Annotated in this window: 16 protein-coding genes and 1 pseudogene; 14 read left to right on the top strand and 3 right to left on the bottom strand. The window is 75.6% G+C overall.

Features of this window, described 5'->3' with window-relative positions:
- Positions 1 to 58 precede the first annotated feature (58 nt).
- The gene (locus tag QMQ26_RS34025) at positions 59 to 928 is read left to right on the top strand and encodes an alpha/beta fold hydrolase (RefSeq protein WP_282203989.1); all 870 of its coding nucleotides are present in this window, start codon (positions 59 to 61) and stop codon (positions 926 to 928) included.
- Between the two features lie 21 nt (positions 929 to 949).
- Here QMQ26_RS34025 and QMQ26_RS34020 read toward each other — a convergent pair whose 3' ends face one another.
- Positions 950 to 2,173 carry an MFS transporter gene (locus QMQ26_RS34020; protein ID WP_282203988.1) on the bottom strand — a complete coding sequence of 408 codons (1,224 nt, stop codon included), beginning with the start codon at positions 2,171 to 2,173 and terminating at the stop codon, positions 950 to 952.
- A 148-nt stretch (positions 2,174 to 2,321) separates the two neighbouring features.
- Here QMQ26_RS34020 and QMQ26_RS34015 point away from each other — a divergent pair, with 148 nt between their 5' ends.
- From QMQ26_RS34015 to QMQ26_RS34000, 4 genes and pseudogenes are all read left to right on the top strand, one after another.
- Positions 2,322 to 3,305, top strand: a complete 984-nt coding sequence (locus QMQ26_RS34015) for an ArsR/SmtB family transcription factor (protein WP_282203987.1) — start codon at positions 2,322 to 2,324, stop codon at positions 3,303 to 3,305.
- A 175-nt stretch (positions 3,306 to 3,480) separates the two neighbouring features.
- On the top strand, positions 3,481 to 6,123 hold the full coding sequence (locus QMQ26_RS34010; RefSeq protein WP_282203986.1) for a discoidin domain-containing protein: 2,643 nt from the start codon (positions 3,481 to 3,483) through the stop codon (positions 6,121 to 6,123).
- Positions 6,048 to 6,380, top strand: a pseudogene (locus QMQ26_RS34005) (galactose-binding domain-containing protein); the annotation flags it as partial. The gene QMQ26_RS34010 and the pseudogene QMQ26_RS34005, both read left to right, overlap by 76 nt.
- Positions 6,381 to 6,755: 375 nt before the next feature.
- Positions 6,756 to 7,499, top strand: a complete 744-nt coding sequence (locus QMQ26_RS34000; protein WP_282203985.1) for a maleylpyruvate isomerase N-terminal domain-containing protein — start codon at positions 6,756 to 6,758, stop codon at positions 7,497 to 7,499.
- A 45-nt stretch (positions 7,500 to 7,544) separates the two neighbouring features.
- Here QMQ26_RS34000 and QMQ26_RS33995 read toward each other — a convergent pair whose 3' ends face one another.
- Positions 7,545 to 8,117: a hypothetical protein gene (locus tag QMQ26_RS33995; RefSeq protein WP_282203984.1), complete on the bottom strand. Its 573-nt coding sequence runs from the start codon at positions 8,115 to 8,117 to the stop codon at positions 7,545 to 7,547.
- A 91-nt stretch (positions 8,118 to 8,208) separates the two neighbouring features.
- Between QMQ26_RS33995 and QMQ26_RS33990 the strand changes: the two genes are divergently transcribed.
- The 5 genes from QMQ26_RS33990 (at position 8,209) to QMQ26_RS33970 (ending at position 11,666) form a co-directional block, all read left to right on the top strand.
- Positions 8,209 to 8,604 carry a VOC family protein gene (locus QMQ26_RS33990; protein WP_282203983.1) on the top strand — a complete coding sequence of 132 codons (396 nt, stop codon included), beginning with the start codon at positions 8,209 to 8,211 and terminating at the stop codon, positions 8,602 to 8,604.
- Positions 8,605 to 8,865: 261 nt separating this feature from the next.
- Positions 8,866 to 9,246, top strand: a complete 381-nt coding sequence (locus tag QMQ26_RS33985; RefSeq protein ID WP_282203982.1) for a hypothetical protein — start codon at positions 8,866 to 8,868, stop codon at positions 9,244 to 9,246.
- Positions 9,243 to 9,659, top strand: a complete 417-nt coding sequence (locus QMQ26_RS33980; RefSeq protein WP_282203981.1) for a (2Fe-2S) ferredoxin domain-containing protein — start codon at positions 9,243 to 9,245, stop codon at positions 9,657 to 9,659. The genes QMQ26_RS33985 and QMQ26_RS33980 overlap by 4 nt, the downstream gene beginning before the upstream one ends.
- A gap of 94 nt (positions 9,660 to 9,753) precedes the next feature.
- Positions 9,754 to 10,254, top strand: a complete 501-nt coding sequence (locus QMQ26_RS33975) for an RrF2 family transcriptional regulator (RefSeq protein ID WP_282203980.1) — start codon at positions 9,754 to 9,756, stop codon at positions 10,252 to 10,254.
- Between the two features lie 200 nt (positions 10,255 to 10,454).
- The gene (locus tag QMQ26_RS33970; RefSeq protein ID WP_282203979.1) at positions 10,455 to 11,666 is read left to right on the top strand and encodes an MFS transporter; all 1,212 of its coding nucleotides are present in this window, start codon (positions 10,455 to 10,457) and stop codon (positions 11,664 to 11,666) included.
- Here the strand turns inward: QMQ26_RS33970 and QMQ26_RS33965 are convergent.
- The gene (locus tag QMQ26_RS33965; protein ID WP_282203978.1) at positions 11,653 to 11,838 is read right to left on the bottom strand and encodes a hypothetical protein; all 186 of its coding nucleotides are present in this window, start codon (positions 11,836 to 11,838) and stop codon (positions 11,653 to 11,655) included. The two genes, QMQ26_RS33970 and QMQ26_RS33965, sit on opposite strands and share 14 nt — an antisense overlap.
- Before the next feature lie 93 nt (positions 11,839 to 11,931).
- Between QMQ26_RS33965 and QMQ26_RS33960 the strand changes: the two genes are divergently transcribed.
- From QMQ26_RS33960 to QMQ26_RS33945, 4 genes are all read left to right on the top strand, one after another.
- Positions 11,932 to 12,084: a hypothetical protein gene (locus tag QMQ26_RS33960; RefSeq protein ID WP_282203977.1), complete on the top strand. Its 153-nt coding sequence runs from the start codon at positions 11,932 to 11,934 to the stop codon at positions 12,082 to 12,084.
- 680 nt (positions 12,085 to 12,764) lie between these two features.
- Positions 12,765 to 13,829, top strand: a complete 1,065-nt coding sequence (locus QMQ26_RS33955) for a hypothetical protein (protein ID WP_282203976.1) — start codon at positions 12,765 to 12,767, stop codon at positions 13,827 to 13,829.
- A gap of 199 nt (positions 13,830 to 14,028) precedes the next feature.
- Complete coding sequence (gene bioB / locus QMQ26_RS33950; RefSeq protein ID WP_282203975.1) at positions 14,029 to 15,273, top strand: biotin synthase BioB; 1,245 nt, start codon at positions 14,029 to 14,031, stop codon at positions 15,271 to 15,273.
- Positions 15,273 to 16,634: an adenosylmethionine--8-amino-7-oxononanoate transaminase gene (locus tag QMQ26_RS33945; RefSeq protein WP_282203974.1), complete on the top strand. Its 1,362-nt coding sequence runs from the start codon at positions 15,273 to 15,275 to the stop codon at positions 16,632 to 16,634. Before bioB ends, QMQ26_RS33945 begins: the two co-directional genes overlap by 1 nt.
- Positions 16,635 to 16,640: the final 6 nt, after the last annotated feature.

The following is a 16,640-nucleotide window of genomic DNA, read 5'->3' as shown; positions in this document are numbered from 1 at the left end:
CAGGATAGGTCCCTAGCGTGAGGTGGTCACCATTCCTCACCCCACCTGGAGCCCCCCGGTGCCCGAACTGCGGCGCGTCCCCGTCAACGGCGTCGAACTGAACGTCGCCCTCGCCGGGTCGGGCCCGGCCGTCCTGCTGCTGCACGGCTTCCCGCACACCTGGGAGCTGTGGACGGACGTCATGGCCGGCCTCGCCGACCGCCACCGCGTCATCGCGCCGGACCTGCGCGGGTTCGGCGCCAGCGGCGCGGCGGCCACCGGCTACGACGCCGGGACGCTGGCCGAGGACGCCGCGGCGCTGCTGGCCGCGCTCGGCGTCCCCTCGGCCGCGGTGGTGGGCATCGACGCGGGCGCCCCGCCGGCCTTCCTGCTCGCCCTGCGCCGCCCGGACCTCGTCCGGCGCCTGGCCGTCATGGAGGCCGTGCTGGGCGGGCTGCCCGGCGCCGAGGAGTTCCTGGCCGGCGGGCCGCCGTGGTGGTTCGGCTTCCACCGCGCCGCGCCCGGCCTCGCCGAGACCGTGCTGGAGGGCCACGAGGCCGCCTACGTCGACTGGTTCCTCGACGCCGGCACCCTCGGCGACGGGGTCCGCCCCGCCCTCCGGGACGCCTTCGTCCGCGCGTACACCGGCCGCCGGGCGCTGAGCCGCGCGTTCTCCTCCTACCGGGCGCTGCCCGAGAGCGCGGCCCAGATCGAACGGGCGGTCGCCACCGCCCGCCTGACGGTGCCGACGATGGCGCTGGGCGCCCGGCCGGTCGGCGCGGCGCTGGAACGCCAGCTCCGCCCGATCGCCGACGACCTCACCGGACACCTCATCGAGGACTGCGGCCACATCATCCCGCTGCACCGGCCGCACGCCCTCCTCGCGCTGCTGCGCCCGTTCCTGGCCGACGGGAGCGGGGTCGGGGGCGGGGGCACGGAAGCGACGTGACCGGGGCCGGAGAACGGACCCTCAGGCCACCTCCGCCCCCGCCGCCGTGGGGGACGCGGCGGCGGGGCGGGACGGGCGGTGCCAGGTGGCGATCCAGAGCGCGGTCAGGACGGCGGCCGCGCCCGCGATGGCCATCGCGGGGCCGGTCCCGGTGAAGGTGGCGACGGTGCCGAGCAGGGCGGGGCCGACGCCCTGGAGCGTCATGGTGCCGGAGCCGAGCAGGGTGAACGCCTGGCCCTGGCCGTCCGCGGGGAGCACGTCCAGGAAGGAGCGCTGGAGGCCGAGCGCGTAGGCGAAGCCGGGACCGGCGGCCAGCAGGGCGGCGGCGCACAGCGGCGGGGGCACGGGCAGCGCGAAGACCAGCAGCGGCAGGCCCGTCAGCGCGGCCAGCGGCGCGACCAGCCGCTCCCGGGTGGCGGGGGCGGCGAACCGTCCGACCAGCAGGTCGCCGAGCAGCATCCCGACCGGCAGGCAGGCCAGCAGGAACCCGTACCCGCCGGCCGGGAAGCCCCGCGCCCCGGCGTACGCGACGACCAGCGACTCGGCGCCGGTCACGGCGGCGGACGGCAGCCACTGGGCGAGCAGCAGGCGGCGGACGGGGGTGCGGCGCAGCAGGTCGCCGTTGCCGCGCAGGCTCTGCCGGAGCACCGAGCCGGTGGCCCGCCGCGGGGGCGGCAGGTCGGGCAGCCGCAGCCGGATCGCGAGTGCGTTGGCGAGGTGCAGCCCGGCGGCGACCAGCAGGGCGCCGTGCGGGCCGAGCAGGGCGACCGTCACGCCGCCGCCGGCCAGGCCGAGCAACTGGGCGCCGGAGGAGGCGATCTGGGTCAGCGACCGGCCCAGCACGTAGGTGTCCCCGTGCAGGGTCTGCGCGACCAGGCGGCTGGAGGCGCCGTTGAACACGGGGGTGAACACCGCGACCGCGCCGACCAGCAGCAGGTCGGCCGCGACCGGCATCCGCACCAGGGCGAGCAGGGCGGCGGCGGTGGCGTCCAGCAGGTACCCGGCCGTGATCAGCGGCCGGGGGCGCAGGCTGTCGGTGAGCGAGCCGAGCAGCATCGAGCCGAGCAGCTGCGGCAGGAAGCCGATGCCGAAGGCGACGGCGCTCAGCAGCGCGGAGCCGGTGCCCGCGTAGATCAGCACGGCCAGGGTGGTGATCCGCAGCGAGTCCCCGACGATGCCGAGGGTGCGGGTGGTGAACAGCAGGCGGAAGCGCGGGTCGCCCAGGACCTCGCGGTAGGTCGTCATGCCGGTGAGCCTGGCGTCCGGGGGCCGGGGCGGGCGAGAGATTCGTCCCTGGACGTAAGGTCACGGGGACGGACGGCGGACGGACGGCGGGCGAACTGCGAGCGGGCAGCCGTCGGACGGCCCGGCGGGAGCGCGGAGGGAGCGCCGGATGCTGAGGTTCGAGGTGGCCGCGGAGGACCTGGTGCGCAGCCGGTTCGCGCTCTCGCCCGCGTTCGAACTGGCCAATCTGCTGGGGCTGTTGGACCGGGGCGGGGAGCGGTCGCTGCCGCCGGGGTGGCGGGAGCGGCTGCGCCCGGCCTTCCTGCGGCTGCGGGCGGACCCGGCGGTGCGGGCCGCGCTGGCGCTGCGCAACGAGAGGTTCGGGGCGGACTTCATCGCCATCCCGCCGCGCGGCATGGCGCAGACCTGGGCGGACGACCTGGCCGCGATCCTGGCTACCCCGCCGGAGTCGGCCCGCGCCGAGATCGCCCGCTGCCTGGCGGCCCGCCCGGACACCGACGGCGCGGCCCGGGCGGTGCTGGCCGCGCCGGACGCCGTCCGGCAGGTCGCGGGGGCGCTCGACCGCGCCTGGCACGGGCTGCTGGCCCGGGACTGGCCGCAGCTGCGGGCCCTGTGCGAGCGCGACGTGGTGCACCGGGCGGGCGAGTTGGGCCGGCGCGGCTGGGCGGCGGCGCTGGCCGGGCTGCACGAGAACGTCCGCTGGCGGGACGGCGGCATCGACGTCCCGCCGTTCGACGCCGCCACCACCTACTCGCTGCGCGGCGCGGGGCTGCTGCTGGTCCCCTCGGTGTTCGTCTGGCCGGGCGTGGCCGCGCACCACGACGAGCCGTGGCCGTGCACCCTGATCTACCCGGCCCGCGGCATCTCGGCGCTGTGGGAGCCGGGCGCCGCCGTCCCGTCCGACGCGCTGGCCGCCCTGCTCGGCCGCTCCCGCGCCCGCGTCCTGGCCGCCCTGGACACCCCCGCCAGCACCACCCAGCTCGCCCGCAGCCTGCACCAGTCCCCCGGCGCCGTCGCCGACCACCTCGCCGTGCTGCGCGCCGCCGGCCTGCTCTCCCGGGCCCGCGCGGGCCGCTCGGTGCTCTACCGGCGCACCCCGACGGGCGACGCCCTGGTCGGGTCCGCGCCCTGAGCCGGCTGCCCTGACATGGGCCCTACAGTTGGGTTCCACCGTCCCTTCACATCTGATCTTGCGTCAATCTGTATCTTTTTTGCGTTCACCCGTGGACTTCCTGCCGCACAGCGTCCTACGCTCGGCACGCCCGGCCACCACCCGGGCCCCTCCCCCGCAGGAAGCACGGTCATCCATGCTGAATCCCCCCACCCGCGCCAGACGGACCGTCGCGTCCCTGGCGACGCTCGCCCTGGGCGCCTCCGGCCTGCTGGCGGCGGCGTTCGTCAACGCCGGCACGGCCCACGCCGCCGCCGTCCCCGCGCTCTCCCCGCTGGCCGTCCCGAACCGCGGCGCGAGCGTCCCGTTCATCGAGCAGGAGGCCGAGTACGCGGCCACCAACGGCACCGTGGTCGGGCCGGACCGGCTGTACGGCCACCTGCCCTCGGAAGCCTCCGGCCGGCAGGCCGTGACGCTGAACGCGGTCGGCCAGTACGTCGAGTTCACGCTCACCGCGCCCGCCAACTCGATCGACTTCCGCTACAGCCTGCCGGACTCCTCGGACGGCAAGGGCCGCGACGCCTCGATGGACCTGCTGGTCAACGGGCAGAAGCTGAAGAACGTCGACGTGACCTCCAAGTACAGCTGGTACTACGGCGGTTACCCGTTCAACAACAACCCGGGCGACACCAACCCGCACCACTTCTTCGACGAGACCCGCACCCTGCTCGGCAGCACCTACCCGATCGGGACGAAGATCCGGCTGCAGGTCTCCTCCACCGCGCAGTCGCCGACCTTCACCATCGACCTGGCCGACTTCGAGAACGTCGGCGCGCCGATCGCCAAGCCCGCCAACGCGATCGACGTGGTCGCGGACTTCGGCGCCGACCCCACCGGCGCCACCGACTCCACCGCCAAGTTCCAGGCCGCGGTGAACGCCGGTGCGGCGCAGGGCCGGACGGTCTACATCCCGCAGGGCAACTTCACCCTGTACGACCACGTGATCGTGGACAAGGTGACGCTGGCCGGCGCGGGCCCCTGGTACAGCGTGCTGGGCGGGCGCGACCCGAACAACCGCAGCCACGCGGCCGGCATCTACGGCAAGTACGTCACCTCCGGCGGCCCGAGCCAGAACGTCACGCTCAAGGACTTCGCCATCATCGGCGACATCCGCGAGCGGGTCGACGAGGACCAGGTCAACGGCCTGGGCGGCGCGATGTCCAACTCCACGGTGGACAACCTGTGGATCCAGCACACCAAGGTCGGCGCCTGGATGGACGGTCCGATGGACCGGCTCACCATCAAGAACAGCCGCATCCTCGACCAGACCGCGGACGGCGTCAACTTCCACACCGGCGTGACCAACTCGACGGTCACCAACACCTTCGTGCGCAACACCGGTGACGACGGCCTGGCCTCCTGGCCGGAGCGGGTGGCGAACACCAACGACAGCTTCACCCACAACACGGTGGTGCTGCCGATCCTCGCCAACAACATCGTCACGTACGGCGGCAAGGACTTCACCATCTCGGACAACGTCATGTCCGACACCATCAGCAACGGCGGCGGCCTGCACATCGCCAACCGCTACCCGGGCGTCAACTCCGGCAGCGGCACCGCCGTCGCCGGCACCATCACCGCCGCCCGCAACACCCTGATCCGCACCGGCAACAGCGACTTCAACTGGCAGTTCGGCGTCGGCGCGATCTGGTTCGACGGCCTGAACGAGCCGATCACCGGCGCGACCATCAACATCACCGACACCGACATCCTGGACAGCTCCTACGAGGCGATCCAGACCATCGAGGGCGGTGTCACCGGCGTCAACCTGACCAACGTGAACATCGACGGCGCGGGCACCTACGCCATCCAGGCGCAGGCCAACGCCCAGCTGAAGTTCACCAACGTCAAGGCCAAGAACATCGCGCAGTCCGCCACCCCGATCCACAACTGCGTGGGCACCGGCTTCCAGATCACCGACGGCGGCGGCAACTCCGGCCTCACCGGCTCGACCTGCACCGGCCAGTGGCCCGCGCCGGTCTGGACGTACAACGGCGTTCCGGTCGGCGGCGGCAACGGCAGCTCCTCGCCGTCCCCGTCCCCGTCCACCTCGAACCCCTCCTCGCCGTCCCCGTCCCCGTCGCCCTCCACCTCCACCCCGCCGACCTGCCCGAGCGGCACCGGCAACCTGGCGCAGGGCCGTCCGGCCACCGCCTCCGGCACCAGCCAGACCTACGGCCCCGGCAACACGGTCGACGGTGACGCCAACACCTACTGGGAGAGCGCCAACAACGCCTTCCCGCAGTGGGTCCAGGTCGACCTGGGCTGCTCGCTGAGCCTGACCAAGGCCGTCCTCAAGCTCCCGCCGGCCAGCGCCTGGGCCTCCCGGACCCAGACCCTCAGCGTCCAGGGCTCCACCGACGGCACCACCTTCACCACCCTGGTGGGCTCCGCCGGCTACACCTTCGACCCGGCCACCGGCAACACCGTCACCATCAACCTCCCGGCCACGCCGACCCGCTACCTGCGCCTGAACGTCACCGGCAACACCGGCTGGCCCGCCGCGCAGCTCTCCGAGTTCCAGGTGTTCGGCGGCGGCAACGGCAGCTCCTCGCCGTCCTCCTCCCCGTCGTCCTCGCCGTCCTCGTCCCCTCGGGGCCGACCTGCCCGACCGGCAGCGGCAACCTGGCGCAGGGCCGTCCGGCCACCGCCTCCGGCACCAGCCAGACCTACGGTCCGGGCAACGCGGTCGACGGTGACGCCAACTCGTACTGGGAGAGCGCCAACAACGCCTTCCCGCAGTGGGTCCAGGTCGACCTGGGCTGCTCCCGCAGCCTGACCAAGGCCGTCCTGAAGCTGCCCCCGGCCAGCGCCTGGGCCTCCCGGACCCAGACCCTCAGCGTCCAGGGCTCCACCGACGGCACCACCTTCACCACCCTGGTGGGCTCCGCCGGCTACACCTTCGACCCGGCCACCGGCAACACCGTCACCATCAACCTCCCGGCCACCTCGACCCGTTACCTGCGCCTGAACGTCACCGGCAACACCGGCTGGCCCGCCGCGCAGCTCTCCGAGTTCCAGGTGTTCGGGGCCTGATGTCCCGAAGGGCGTCCGTCCGCTGATGGACGCCCCTCCCCCGGCGGGCGTCCGGCCTCCCACGGACGCCAACCGACCGGCCGGCACCCGTCACCCGACGGGCGCCGGCCCCCCGAGCCGGCACCGCCCGGGGCTCCGACGGGCGGGGAGCCTCCTCCGACCCCGGGCGGTGCCGCCCCCTCGATCCCGCCCGGCCGACACGACCGGGCGGGATCGAACCATGTCGCGCCACCGCGCACCGCGCACGGCCTGATCACCCGGATCGGCATCACCCCGCTCGGCCGCCCCGCCCCCGGGCCCGACGGGGAGCCCGGAATCGGGACGGGGGCCGGCGGGCGCGGCCTCGTTGTCACCGGTCCGTGATAGGCAGTCAGGATGACCACTCCGCTTGCCTTTTCGGACCTGCTAGACCTCGTCGACGAGCGCTCCGCCGCGCTGCGCAAGGCCGTCGCCGAGGCACCCGACCTGACGGCCCGCGTCCCCAGCTGTCCCGACTGGGCGCTCTCGGACCTGCTCGACCACATCACCGGCGTGCACCTGTTCTGGGCGGCGGCCGTGGCCGCGGGCCCCGGCTTCACCCCGCAGCGCCCGGCGCTGGAGACCGGCCTCCCGGCCGCCCGGGCGCTGGCCCGGGCCGAGGCGGCGACCTCCGACGTGCTCGCGGCGCTCCGGGAGGCCGGTCCCGACCGCGCCTGCTGGACGTGGTGGCAGGGCAGCGGCGTTCCCGGCGACAGCGGGGCGGTCGCCCGCCACCAGGTGCAGGAGGCCGCCGTGCACGCCCACGACGCCCAACTCGCCCTCGGCGCGCCCCTCCCGCTGCCGGAGGCCGTCGCCCTGGACGGCCTGGACGAGTTCCGCGACCTGTACTGGGCGATGTCCGCCCCGTGGCCGCACGCCCCCGTTGCCCTCCGGCTGCGCACCGCCGAGGGCCCCGAGCTGGCCCTCGACCTCACCCCGGCGGAGGCCGCCCCCGGGCAGGGCCCCGCCGGGCTGGAACTCGCCGGCACCGCGAGCGACCTCCTGCTCGCCCTGCACCGCCGCCGCCCGTCCGCCGATCTGCTCGCGGCCGGCGACCCGGCCGTCCTGGAGCAGCTGCTGGCCTGGCCCCGGCTCGGCTGACCACCGCCCGGGCGCCGGGACACAAGGCGCCGGGACACGGAGCGCTCAGTACTTCGGCGTGCCGCCCGGGCGGGGACGAGGGCGGGGACGGGGGCGGGCGGCGGCCTCGGCGGCGCCGTACGCCACGTCGGCCGAGAGCAGCACCAGGAAGCTGCCGACCACGCACAGCCCGGCCGGGACGCCGGTGGCGATCCGGACGAAGGCGCCGCGGACCTCCCGGTACTGCGCGGGGGTGAGGTCGGTGCGGACGTCGTGGCGTTGCAGGTAGAAGGAGCCCGTCGCGTCCCGGCGGGCATCCTGCGCACCGGTGGCGGTGGCCAGGCCGAGACCGACCAGGCAGAGCGCGATCCCGTACCAGACCTTCGTCCCGTGCGACAGGTTCCAGACGTACAGCACGGGGTCGAACCAGCCGCCGTGGCGCGGGAACCGCAGGGTGAAGCAGCGGACCAGGGCGGAGACGAACAGCAGCAGCACCAGACCGGCCAGGCCCGCCCACAGCCACACCGGGGCCAGCAGCCGCAGCGGCGGCGCGGTCGCCGCCAGGCAGAGCAGCTCGGCCGCGAACAGCACCCACAGCGCGACGAAGTGCACCCGGTGCGTGCCTGTCAGTACTTCCACCCCACGCCCCCGTACCGATGATCATCCGGAGTCCGGCAGCCTACCGCCGCACCGCCCCCGCGCGTCCGGCCGGGTGGCTATGCTGGCCGGCATGGCGTGCCGCATCGGCGAGTTGGTGCTGGACTGCGCGGACCCGGAGCGGCTGGCCGCGTTCTGGGGCGCGGTGCTCGGGTACGTCGAGCTGGGCCGGGAACCGGACGGCAGCATCGAACTCGGACCGCCCGCGGACGGCTACGGCGGGCCGCTCCCCGCCCTGGTGCTGAGCCCGACCACCGATCCCCGACCGGTCCGCCTCCCCCTGCACCTCGACCTGAGCCCCCTCGGCCCCGACCCGGCCACGGAGACGGACCCGGACACGGCCACGGAGACGGCCCGACTGCTGGCCCTCGGCGCCCGACGGCTCGGAACGACGACGGACCGGCTGGTGCTGGCGGACCCGGAGGGCAACGAATTCTGCCTGCGCCGCCCCCGGACCGCCTCGTCCTGAAGCGCCCGCGGGCGGCCGACTGCTGCACGCCGCCACGGACTTGACCCCGGCCCCGGACGTCGCCGCCACCGCGCGGGCCGAACCCCCGCCGCTCACCGCGGAGTCGGAGGACGCGGCGACGACCGCGGCCCCGCCGGGCACCGCCGACCGGGACGGCTCCGCGGCCGCCCACCGACAACCGTCCACGCGCAGCGGCGAAGGCGGGGGGCCGGAGGCCCCGGGGTGCGGGCCCCGCTGCCGCCGCAGGATAAAGTCGCCGCCGTGCAGGAACTGGAGACCGCCGGGCGGCGGGTGCTGAGGGTGGGCGACGGTGTCGACGACGCGTCGGCGGTGGTCGCCGTGCCCGGTGGCGTCGGGAGGGGCCGGGCCGGGTCGGGCCTCGTCCTGGCGCGTGCGGGCGCGGCGGTGGCGCGGGACGTGGTGGCGGCCGCCGCGTTGCTCGCCGTGCTCGCGGTCCGGGACCTGGCCGGTGCCCTGTCGCTGTCACTGTCGCTGGGCGTGCTCGGTCGCGGGGGCGCGGCCGTCCTGGTGGGGCTGAGCGGTCCGGGCCTGCTGCGCGTCGCCGCGCGGAACCGCACCGTCGGGAGGCCGCTCGCCTGGCGGGCCGTCACCGGACGCACCGTCGCGGGGGTCCTGCGATGAGCCGCCGGGCCCGCGAGAAGGCCGCCGCCGTCGGCGCGCAGGGTGCGCCCGCCCGCTGCACCGTCTCGGTCTGCCGGGGGTGCTGCTGCGGCACCCCGAAGATCCCCGGCCTCGACCACGCCGCCCAACTCGCCGACCTGCGCGGTTCCCTGGCCGAGGTCGCCACCGTCCGCCCGGTGGCCTGCCTGGACGCCTGCGACCACGCCAACGTGGTGGTCGTCCAGCCCTCCGCGGCGGGCCGTCGGGCCGGTGGCCGGCCGGTCTGGCTCGGCCTGGTCAACGACCGCGACGCCGGCGCCGACATCACCGCCTGGATCGAGGCGGGCGGCCCGGGCCTGGCCCCGCTGCCCGCCATCCTCGACCTGTACGTCTTCTCCCCCTCCCGCCGCGTCCGGCAGCACCTCGACGGCTGATCCGCGCGCCGCTGCCGCGCCGACGGCACGGACGCCCCCCGGGGCACCGGTCCGTGCTGGCGCGACCGGGTTCCGGATAGCTACCATCCGGAATATGCGGACGAGCGAAGGCGTGGAGTGGGGCCTGCACTGCTGCCTCACCCTGGTCTGGGTGGGCGGGGCGGAGCCGGTGCCCTCGGCGCGGCTGGCGGCGATGTTCGAGCTGTCGCCGACGTACCTGAACAAGGTGCTGCAACGGCTGACCCGGGCCGGGGTGTTGACGTCCGTCTCCGGGCCGCGCGGGGGCGTGCGGCTGGCCCGGGAGCCGGAGCGGATCAGCATGATGGACGTGGTGGCCGCCGTCGAGGGCCCGGACCCGCTGTTCGCCTGTGCCGAGATCCGGCAGCGGGGCGTCTCCGCGACGGGCGCGTCCGCCCGCGAGTTCGCCCGCCCGTGCGGTGTCTCCACCGCGATGCGGCGCGCCGAACTGGCCTGGCGGCGCGAGCTCTCCGGGCAGAGCGTCGCCGACCTGGCGGCGGCCACCCCGGCCGCTTCGGTGGCCCGGGTCCGCGCCAACTACGCCCGCCTGGCCGGCACCGCCGACGCCACCGGCTGAGCGCCCACCCACCGGAACTCCCCTTCCCCGCCCGTCGATTCCGGATACAGTGTGTCCCGAATAATTCGGGACACCTAATATCCGGAACAGCGGCCCGTGCCTGCCTCCGAGGAGGGCTCCCCCGTGACCGACGCGCTCAAGGCCCCACCCCCACCGCCCCGGCCCCGACCCCCACCGGGGCCGGTCTCGGTCCCGCCGCCGTGCTCGCCCTGGGCACCTTCGCGGTCGGCACCGACGCCTTCGTCACCGCCGGGTTCCTGCCCGCGACAGCCTCCGCGCTGCACGTGTCGACCTCGGCCGCCGGGCAGTCGGTGAGCCTGTTCGCCGCCTGCTACGCGCTCGCCTCGCCGCTGCTCGCGGTGGCCACCGCCCGGGTGCCCCGGCGGGCCCTGCTGGTCGGCGCGCTGGTGCTGCTGGCCGCCGCCAACGCGCTCACCGCGCTCGCCCCGACCTACCCGGCGCTGCTGGCGGGCCGACTGCTCGCGGCGCTCGGCGCGGCGGCGTTCACGCCGACGGCGGGGGCGAGCGCGGCGGCGCTGGTCCGCCCCGAGCGGCGCGGGCGGGCGCTGGCGGTGGTGATCGGCGGGCTGACGGCGGCCACCGCGCTGGGCGTGCCGCTGGGGCGGGTGGCCGCCGTCGGGCTGGGCTGGCGGGCCGCGCTGGGGGCGGTCGCGGCGCTGACCGCGCTGTGCGCGCTCGCGGTGCGCCTGGCGCTGCCGCCGCTGCCGGGCACCGAGCCCGTCCCGCTGCGCGCCCGGCTGGCGGCGCTGCGCCGCCCGGGGGTGCTCGCGGTGCTGCCGCTGACGGTGCTCGGGATGGCCGCCTGCTACGTCCCGTACGCGTACAGCGTGCCGGTGCTGGCCGCCGTCGGGGTCTCGGGCCGGACGGCGGTGGTGGTGGCGCTGGTGCTGTACGGGGCGGGCGCGGTCGCCGGGAACCTGCTGGCGGGGCGGTTCGCCGACCGGCGCGGGCCGGTGCGGGTGCTGGCGGCCGGGTACGCGGTGATGGCGGCGGCGTTCGCGGTGCTGGCGGGCCTGGCGGCCGGGCCGGTGCGGCCGGGGGCGGCGGTGGTCGGGGCGCTGGCGTTCCTGTGGGGCGCGAGCAGTTGGTGCCAGACCCCGCCGCAGCAACTGCGCCTGCTGGCGGCGGCGCCCGAACAGGGGGCGCTGCTGGTGTCGCTGAACGCGTCCGGCATCTACCTGGGCATCGGCGCGGGCAGCGTGCTGGGCGGGGTGGCGCTGCCGTTCGGGGCGGCGGCGGTGTTCGCGCTGGCGGCGGTGCTGGCGCTGGCGGCCGGGGTGCTGCTGCGGACGACGGCCGCCGGGCGGCGCGGGCGGGGCGCGTCCGGGCGGAGCGCGTCCGGGCGGGGCGGGCGGGGCGCGTCCGGGCGGGGCGGTCCTACATCCACATGAAGGGCTGGCCGGCCACGGCGGCGGCGGACCGGCTGCTGGCGGTGAGCAGGTCGTCGGGCTTCTCGCCGGCCCGCTGGTCGAGGTAGCGCGAGACGGTGAGCGTGATGTGGTGGCCGACCAGTTCGACCCGGGTCGCCGACATCGGCCGGACGTTCGCGGCGGGGGCGAACATCCCCTCCGGGTAGGTGAACTCGAAGTCCGCGCCTTGTCCCGGACGGTCGGCAGGGCCCGCGCCGCGGCCCCCTCGTCGAGGAAGCGCAGCACCGTGACGCTGGAGGCCACCGGCTGGTCGCTGCGGGTGAGCGCGACGCCCAGCCAGCCCTGGCAGCCGAGTTCGGCCAGCAGGTCGCGGGCCTTGTCGTTCTGCACGCCCCGGCACTCGGCGCCCTCCCGGGCGGTCGAGCGGCGGGCCCGGTAGTTGTCGTAGTCGTAGCCGCGCTGGGCCGGGAAGTACCGCTCCGCCAGGAAGGACTGAGACTCCGTCAGCGGCTCCACGGGCTGGCCAGCCCCGGCCGCCTGGGCCGTGGGCTTGTCGCCGCTGGGCGCCCCGGACGCCGCGCCCCGGTGGTGCGGGGTGGCCACCACCCAGACCCCGCCGGCCGCGAGCACCGCGACGAGGCCCCAGAGCACGGCCAGCCGACGCCGCTCGCCGCTCGCCCGGTGCCCGTGCGGCGGCTGCTCGTCGTCCCCGCGCGCGTGCGGGCCCCGCTGGATGGTCATGGCGCAGATTGTAAGCAGTTGATCGGACGATCCTTCCTTCGGGTCGGACGCACGCCCACTTCGGACCGAACCCGCCCGCCTCCCCGACCCGACCCTCTCCGCCCGGTCGACGTTTCCGCCGCGCCCCGGGGAATCCGTTTCCCGGCCGGGACGGAAATCCGCGAAAAGGGCTCCCGGCGAGGGGTGGGAAACCCACAACAAACCATTCGAACATGACGGCGAGGCGATTCCGGCCAGTGATCGCCGGAATTCCGACAGCCTGCCCCGACCCGCCCACCCGCCCGGAACACGCCCAGCACGCTTGGCCCGGACACCACCGGGAACCGCCGACCGCCGCAGGCGGGCCCGCGACGGCACCCGCCGCCAACGGGAGGGAACATGACGAGAACCGCCGAACAGATCGCACTCCTCCGCACCGAAACCGCCCCCGCACTGATCGAAGAACTGCGGGAACTCCGTTCCGGCCAAGCGGAATTGCGCACCGATCTGGCCACCGCGCTCGGCCAGGGCCTGGACCGGGCCCGCACCGAAGTCCTCCGCGCCCTCGACCGCGACCAGCGCGACCTCGCCCTGGCCCACCGGCAGATCGACGGGCTCCGCCGCGAACTGGCCGAGGCCCGGGCCGCTTGGGAGAGCGGACTCGCCGAACTGCGGACGGCCCGGACCGCACCGCCGTCCGGACCGGACGCCGGGCCGGAGCCCGCCCCGGAGCCCGCCACCGAGGCCACCACCACCGTTCCGGCGGTGCCGGCTGCCGACGCCGACGCCGACGCCCGCACCGCTGCCGCCAACGAGACCACCGAGCCCGCCGAGACCACCGAGCCCGCCGCCCCGAAGGAGACCGCCTTGTCCGCCCCGTCCGACCCGCTCCCCGGCTCCGGCCCCGCCTCCACCGACAGTACCGACAGCACCGAGCAGCGGGCCGCCGCCGGTCTGCTCTCCGAACTGACCGGCCGGCAGCAGCCCGCGCCGGAGCCCGCCGCCGCCCCCGCTCCCGCCGTCTCCGCGCCCGCGGTGCGACCGGACCGCCTCCGGGACCAGCTGGACGCCGAACTGTCCACCGTGCTGCGGACCGCCGCCCAGATCGGCACCGCCGAACTGGTCTGCCACCCGCACGCCTGGCAGTTCATCGTCGCGCGGGCCGTCGGCGCCAAGTACTTCCAGCTGCCGCCGGCCGCCACCGACGAGAAGAGCGACATGGTGACCGTCCGGCTGTCCGGCCCCAGCCTGATGTCCGCCGTCCACGCCCTGTACACCACCTACTGGGAGACCGGCGTCGGCCCGGCCCGCGACCTCCAGGACAGCGCCATGGCCCTGGCGTACTACGTCGACCTGTCCCACGAGATCCGCCGCACCCTGCCCGCGGACTCCACGGCGGCGGTCGACGAGCGTCCGCCGACCCGGATCGTCATCGACAACCGTCCCCCGGCCCAGCCCGCCTGACCCCGGTCCCGGCCGCCCCGCCCGCTCCCGGCCCGGTCCGATGCGCCCCGGTCCGACGCGCCCCGGCCCGACGCGGCCCGCGCCGGTGTCCGGGCGGTCACTGTGAGCCGCGACACTGTGACAACTCGCACAGCCTGCGGGGGATCTTCTGGCGGGTTCCCTCTGGCGGACGCCGGGGCCGCCCGGGCAGGATCGGGCCATGGACCTCCTCGACATCCTGACCGACAAGGGCCTTCGCCGGGAACTGCCCACCCGGGAGGAGGCGCTGGCCGTGCTGGCCACCACCGACGACCAGTTGCTGGACGTGGTCGCAGCCGCCGGCCGGGTGCGCCGGCAGTGGTTCGGCCGCCGGGTGAAGCTCAACTACCTGGTGAACCTGAAGAGCGGGCTGTGCCCGGAGGACTGCTCGTACTGTTCGCAGCGCCTCGGTTCGAAGGCGGAGATCCTCAAGTACACCTGGCTCAAGCCGGACCAGGCCGCGCAGGCCGCCGCCGCGGGCGTCGCGGGCGGGGCGAAGCGGGTGTGCCTGGTGGCGAGCGGGCGCGGCCCGACGGACCGGGACATCGACCGGGTCGCGGACACCATCGCGGCGATCAAGGGCGCGGACGAGGGCGTCGAGGTCTGCGCCTGCCTGGGCCTGCTCTCGGACAACCAGGCCGAGCGGTTGAAGGCGGCCGGCGCGGACGCGTACAACCACAACCTGAACACCTCCGAGGCCACCTACGGCGACATCACCACCACCCACACCTACGCGGACCGGGTGGACACCGTGGCCAAGGCGCACGGCGCGGGCCTGTCGGCCTGCTCGGGCCTGATCGCGGGCATGGGCGAGAGCGACGCGGACCTGGTCGACGTGGTGTTCGCGCTGCGCGAGCTGGACCCGGACTCGGTGCCGGTGAACTTCCTGATCCCGTTCGAGGGCACCCCGCTGGCCGAGGAGTGGAACCTCACCCCGCAGCGCTGCCTGCGCATCCTGGCGATGGTCCGGTTCGTCTGCCCGGACATCGAGGTGCGGATCGCCGGCGGGCGCGAGGTGCACCTGCGCTCGATGCAGCCGCTGGGCCTGCACATCGCCAACTCGATCTTCCTGGGCGACTACCTGACCAGCGAGGGCCAGGCCGGGCAGGCCGACCTCGACATGATCAAGGACGCGGGCTTCGAGGTGGAGGGCGCCGGGCAGACCACCCTCCCCCGCCACCGCGTCCACGCCGCCGCCACCGGCTGCGGCGGCCACCAGGAGGAGGGCGCCTGCGGGACGGGCGGCGGCTGCGGCCCGTGCGGCGGCCACGGCGAGAGCGCGCCGGCCGTCGAGGCCGCCGGAGCGGTCGAAGCCGTCGGCACCGCCGGAGCCGTCGCGGCCCCGGGCGCGGAGGACGAGGCGCGCACCGACCTGGTCCGGGTGCGCCGTCGCGGCGCGGGCACCGAGCTGGCCCCGAACGCCTGATGGACCGTCAGCACACCCCGGACGCCGCCCGGCTGCTCGCACTGGACCGGGCGCACGTCTGGCACCCGTACGGTCCGATGCCGGGAACGGTCCAGCCCCTCGTGGTGGAGTCGGCCGCGGGCGTGCGCCTGCGGCTGGCCGAACCGGTCGGCGGGCACCGGGAGTTGGTCGACGGCATGTCGTCCTGGTGGGCGGCGATCCACGGCTACCGGCACCCCGAGCTGGACGCGGCGGTGCGCGGGCAGCTCGACTCGATGAGCCACGTGATGTTCGGCGGCCTCACCCACCGTCCGGCCGTCGAACTGGCGGTGAAACTGGTCGAGTTGACGCCGGAGCCGTTGCAGCACGTCTTCCTCGCCGACTCCGGTTCGGTGGCGGTCGAGGTCGCGCTGAAGATGTGCCTGCAGTACTGGCGCTCGCTCGGCCGGCCGGAGAAGCACCGGGTGCTGACCTGGCGCGGCGGCTACCACGGCGACACCTTCCACCCGATGTCGGTGTGCGACCCCGAGGGCGGGATGCACCACCTGTGGGGCGGGGTGCTGCCCCGGCAGCTGTTCGCCGCCGAGCCGCCCGCCGGGTACGACGCCCCGGCCGACCCGGCGTACCTCGCGCACCTGGCCGAGCTGATCGGGCGGCACGCGGGCGAGCTGGCCGCCGTGATCGTCGAGCCGGTGGTCCAGGGCGCGGGCGGGATGCGCTTCCACTCGCCCGCGTACCTGCGCGCGCTGCGGGAGTTGTGCGACGCGCACGACGTGCTGCTGGTCTTCGACGAGATCGCCACCGGCTTCGGCCGCACCGGCGAACTGTTCGCCGCCGACCACGCGGGCGTCTCGCCGGACGTGATGTGCCTGGGCAAGGCGCTGACCGGCGGCTACCTGACGCTGGCCGCGACGCTGTGCACCGGCCGGGTCGCCGAGGGCATCTCGCGCGGCGAGGTCCCGGTGCTGGCGCACGGCCCGACCTTCATGGGCAACCCGCTGGCGGCGGCGGTCGCCAACGCCTCGATCGACCTGCTGCTGCGGCAGGACTGGCGCGGCGAGGTCGGGCGGATCGAGTCCGCGCTGCGCACCGCGCTCGCCCCGTGCGCCGGACGGCCCGGGGTCGCGGACGTCCGGGTGCTCGGCGCGATCGGCGTGGTGCAGTTGGACGCGCCCGTGGACATGGCCGCGGCGACCGAGGCGGCGGCCGGGCAGGGCGTGTGGCTGCGGCCGTTCCGCGACCTGATCTACACCATGCCGCCGTTCGTCACCCCGGACGAGGACCTGGCCGCGATCGGCCGGGCGATCGCCGCGGCGGCCACCGCCTCCACCCGCGCCCACCGCGCCCATCACTCCGACCGCTCCGACCGCTCCGACCGCTAGGAACCG

The sequence above is a fragment of the Kitasatospora fiedleri genome (assembly GCF_948472415.1).
In the GTDB taxonomy this organism is placed as follows: domain Bacteria; phylum Actinomycetota; class Actinomycetes; order Streptomycetales; family Streptomycetaceae; genus Kitasatospora; species Kitasatospora fiedleri.
The sequence above is the reverse complement of the archived record's forward strand: the minus strand, read 5'-3'. Positions and strand labels throughout refer to the sequence as shown.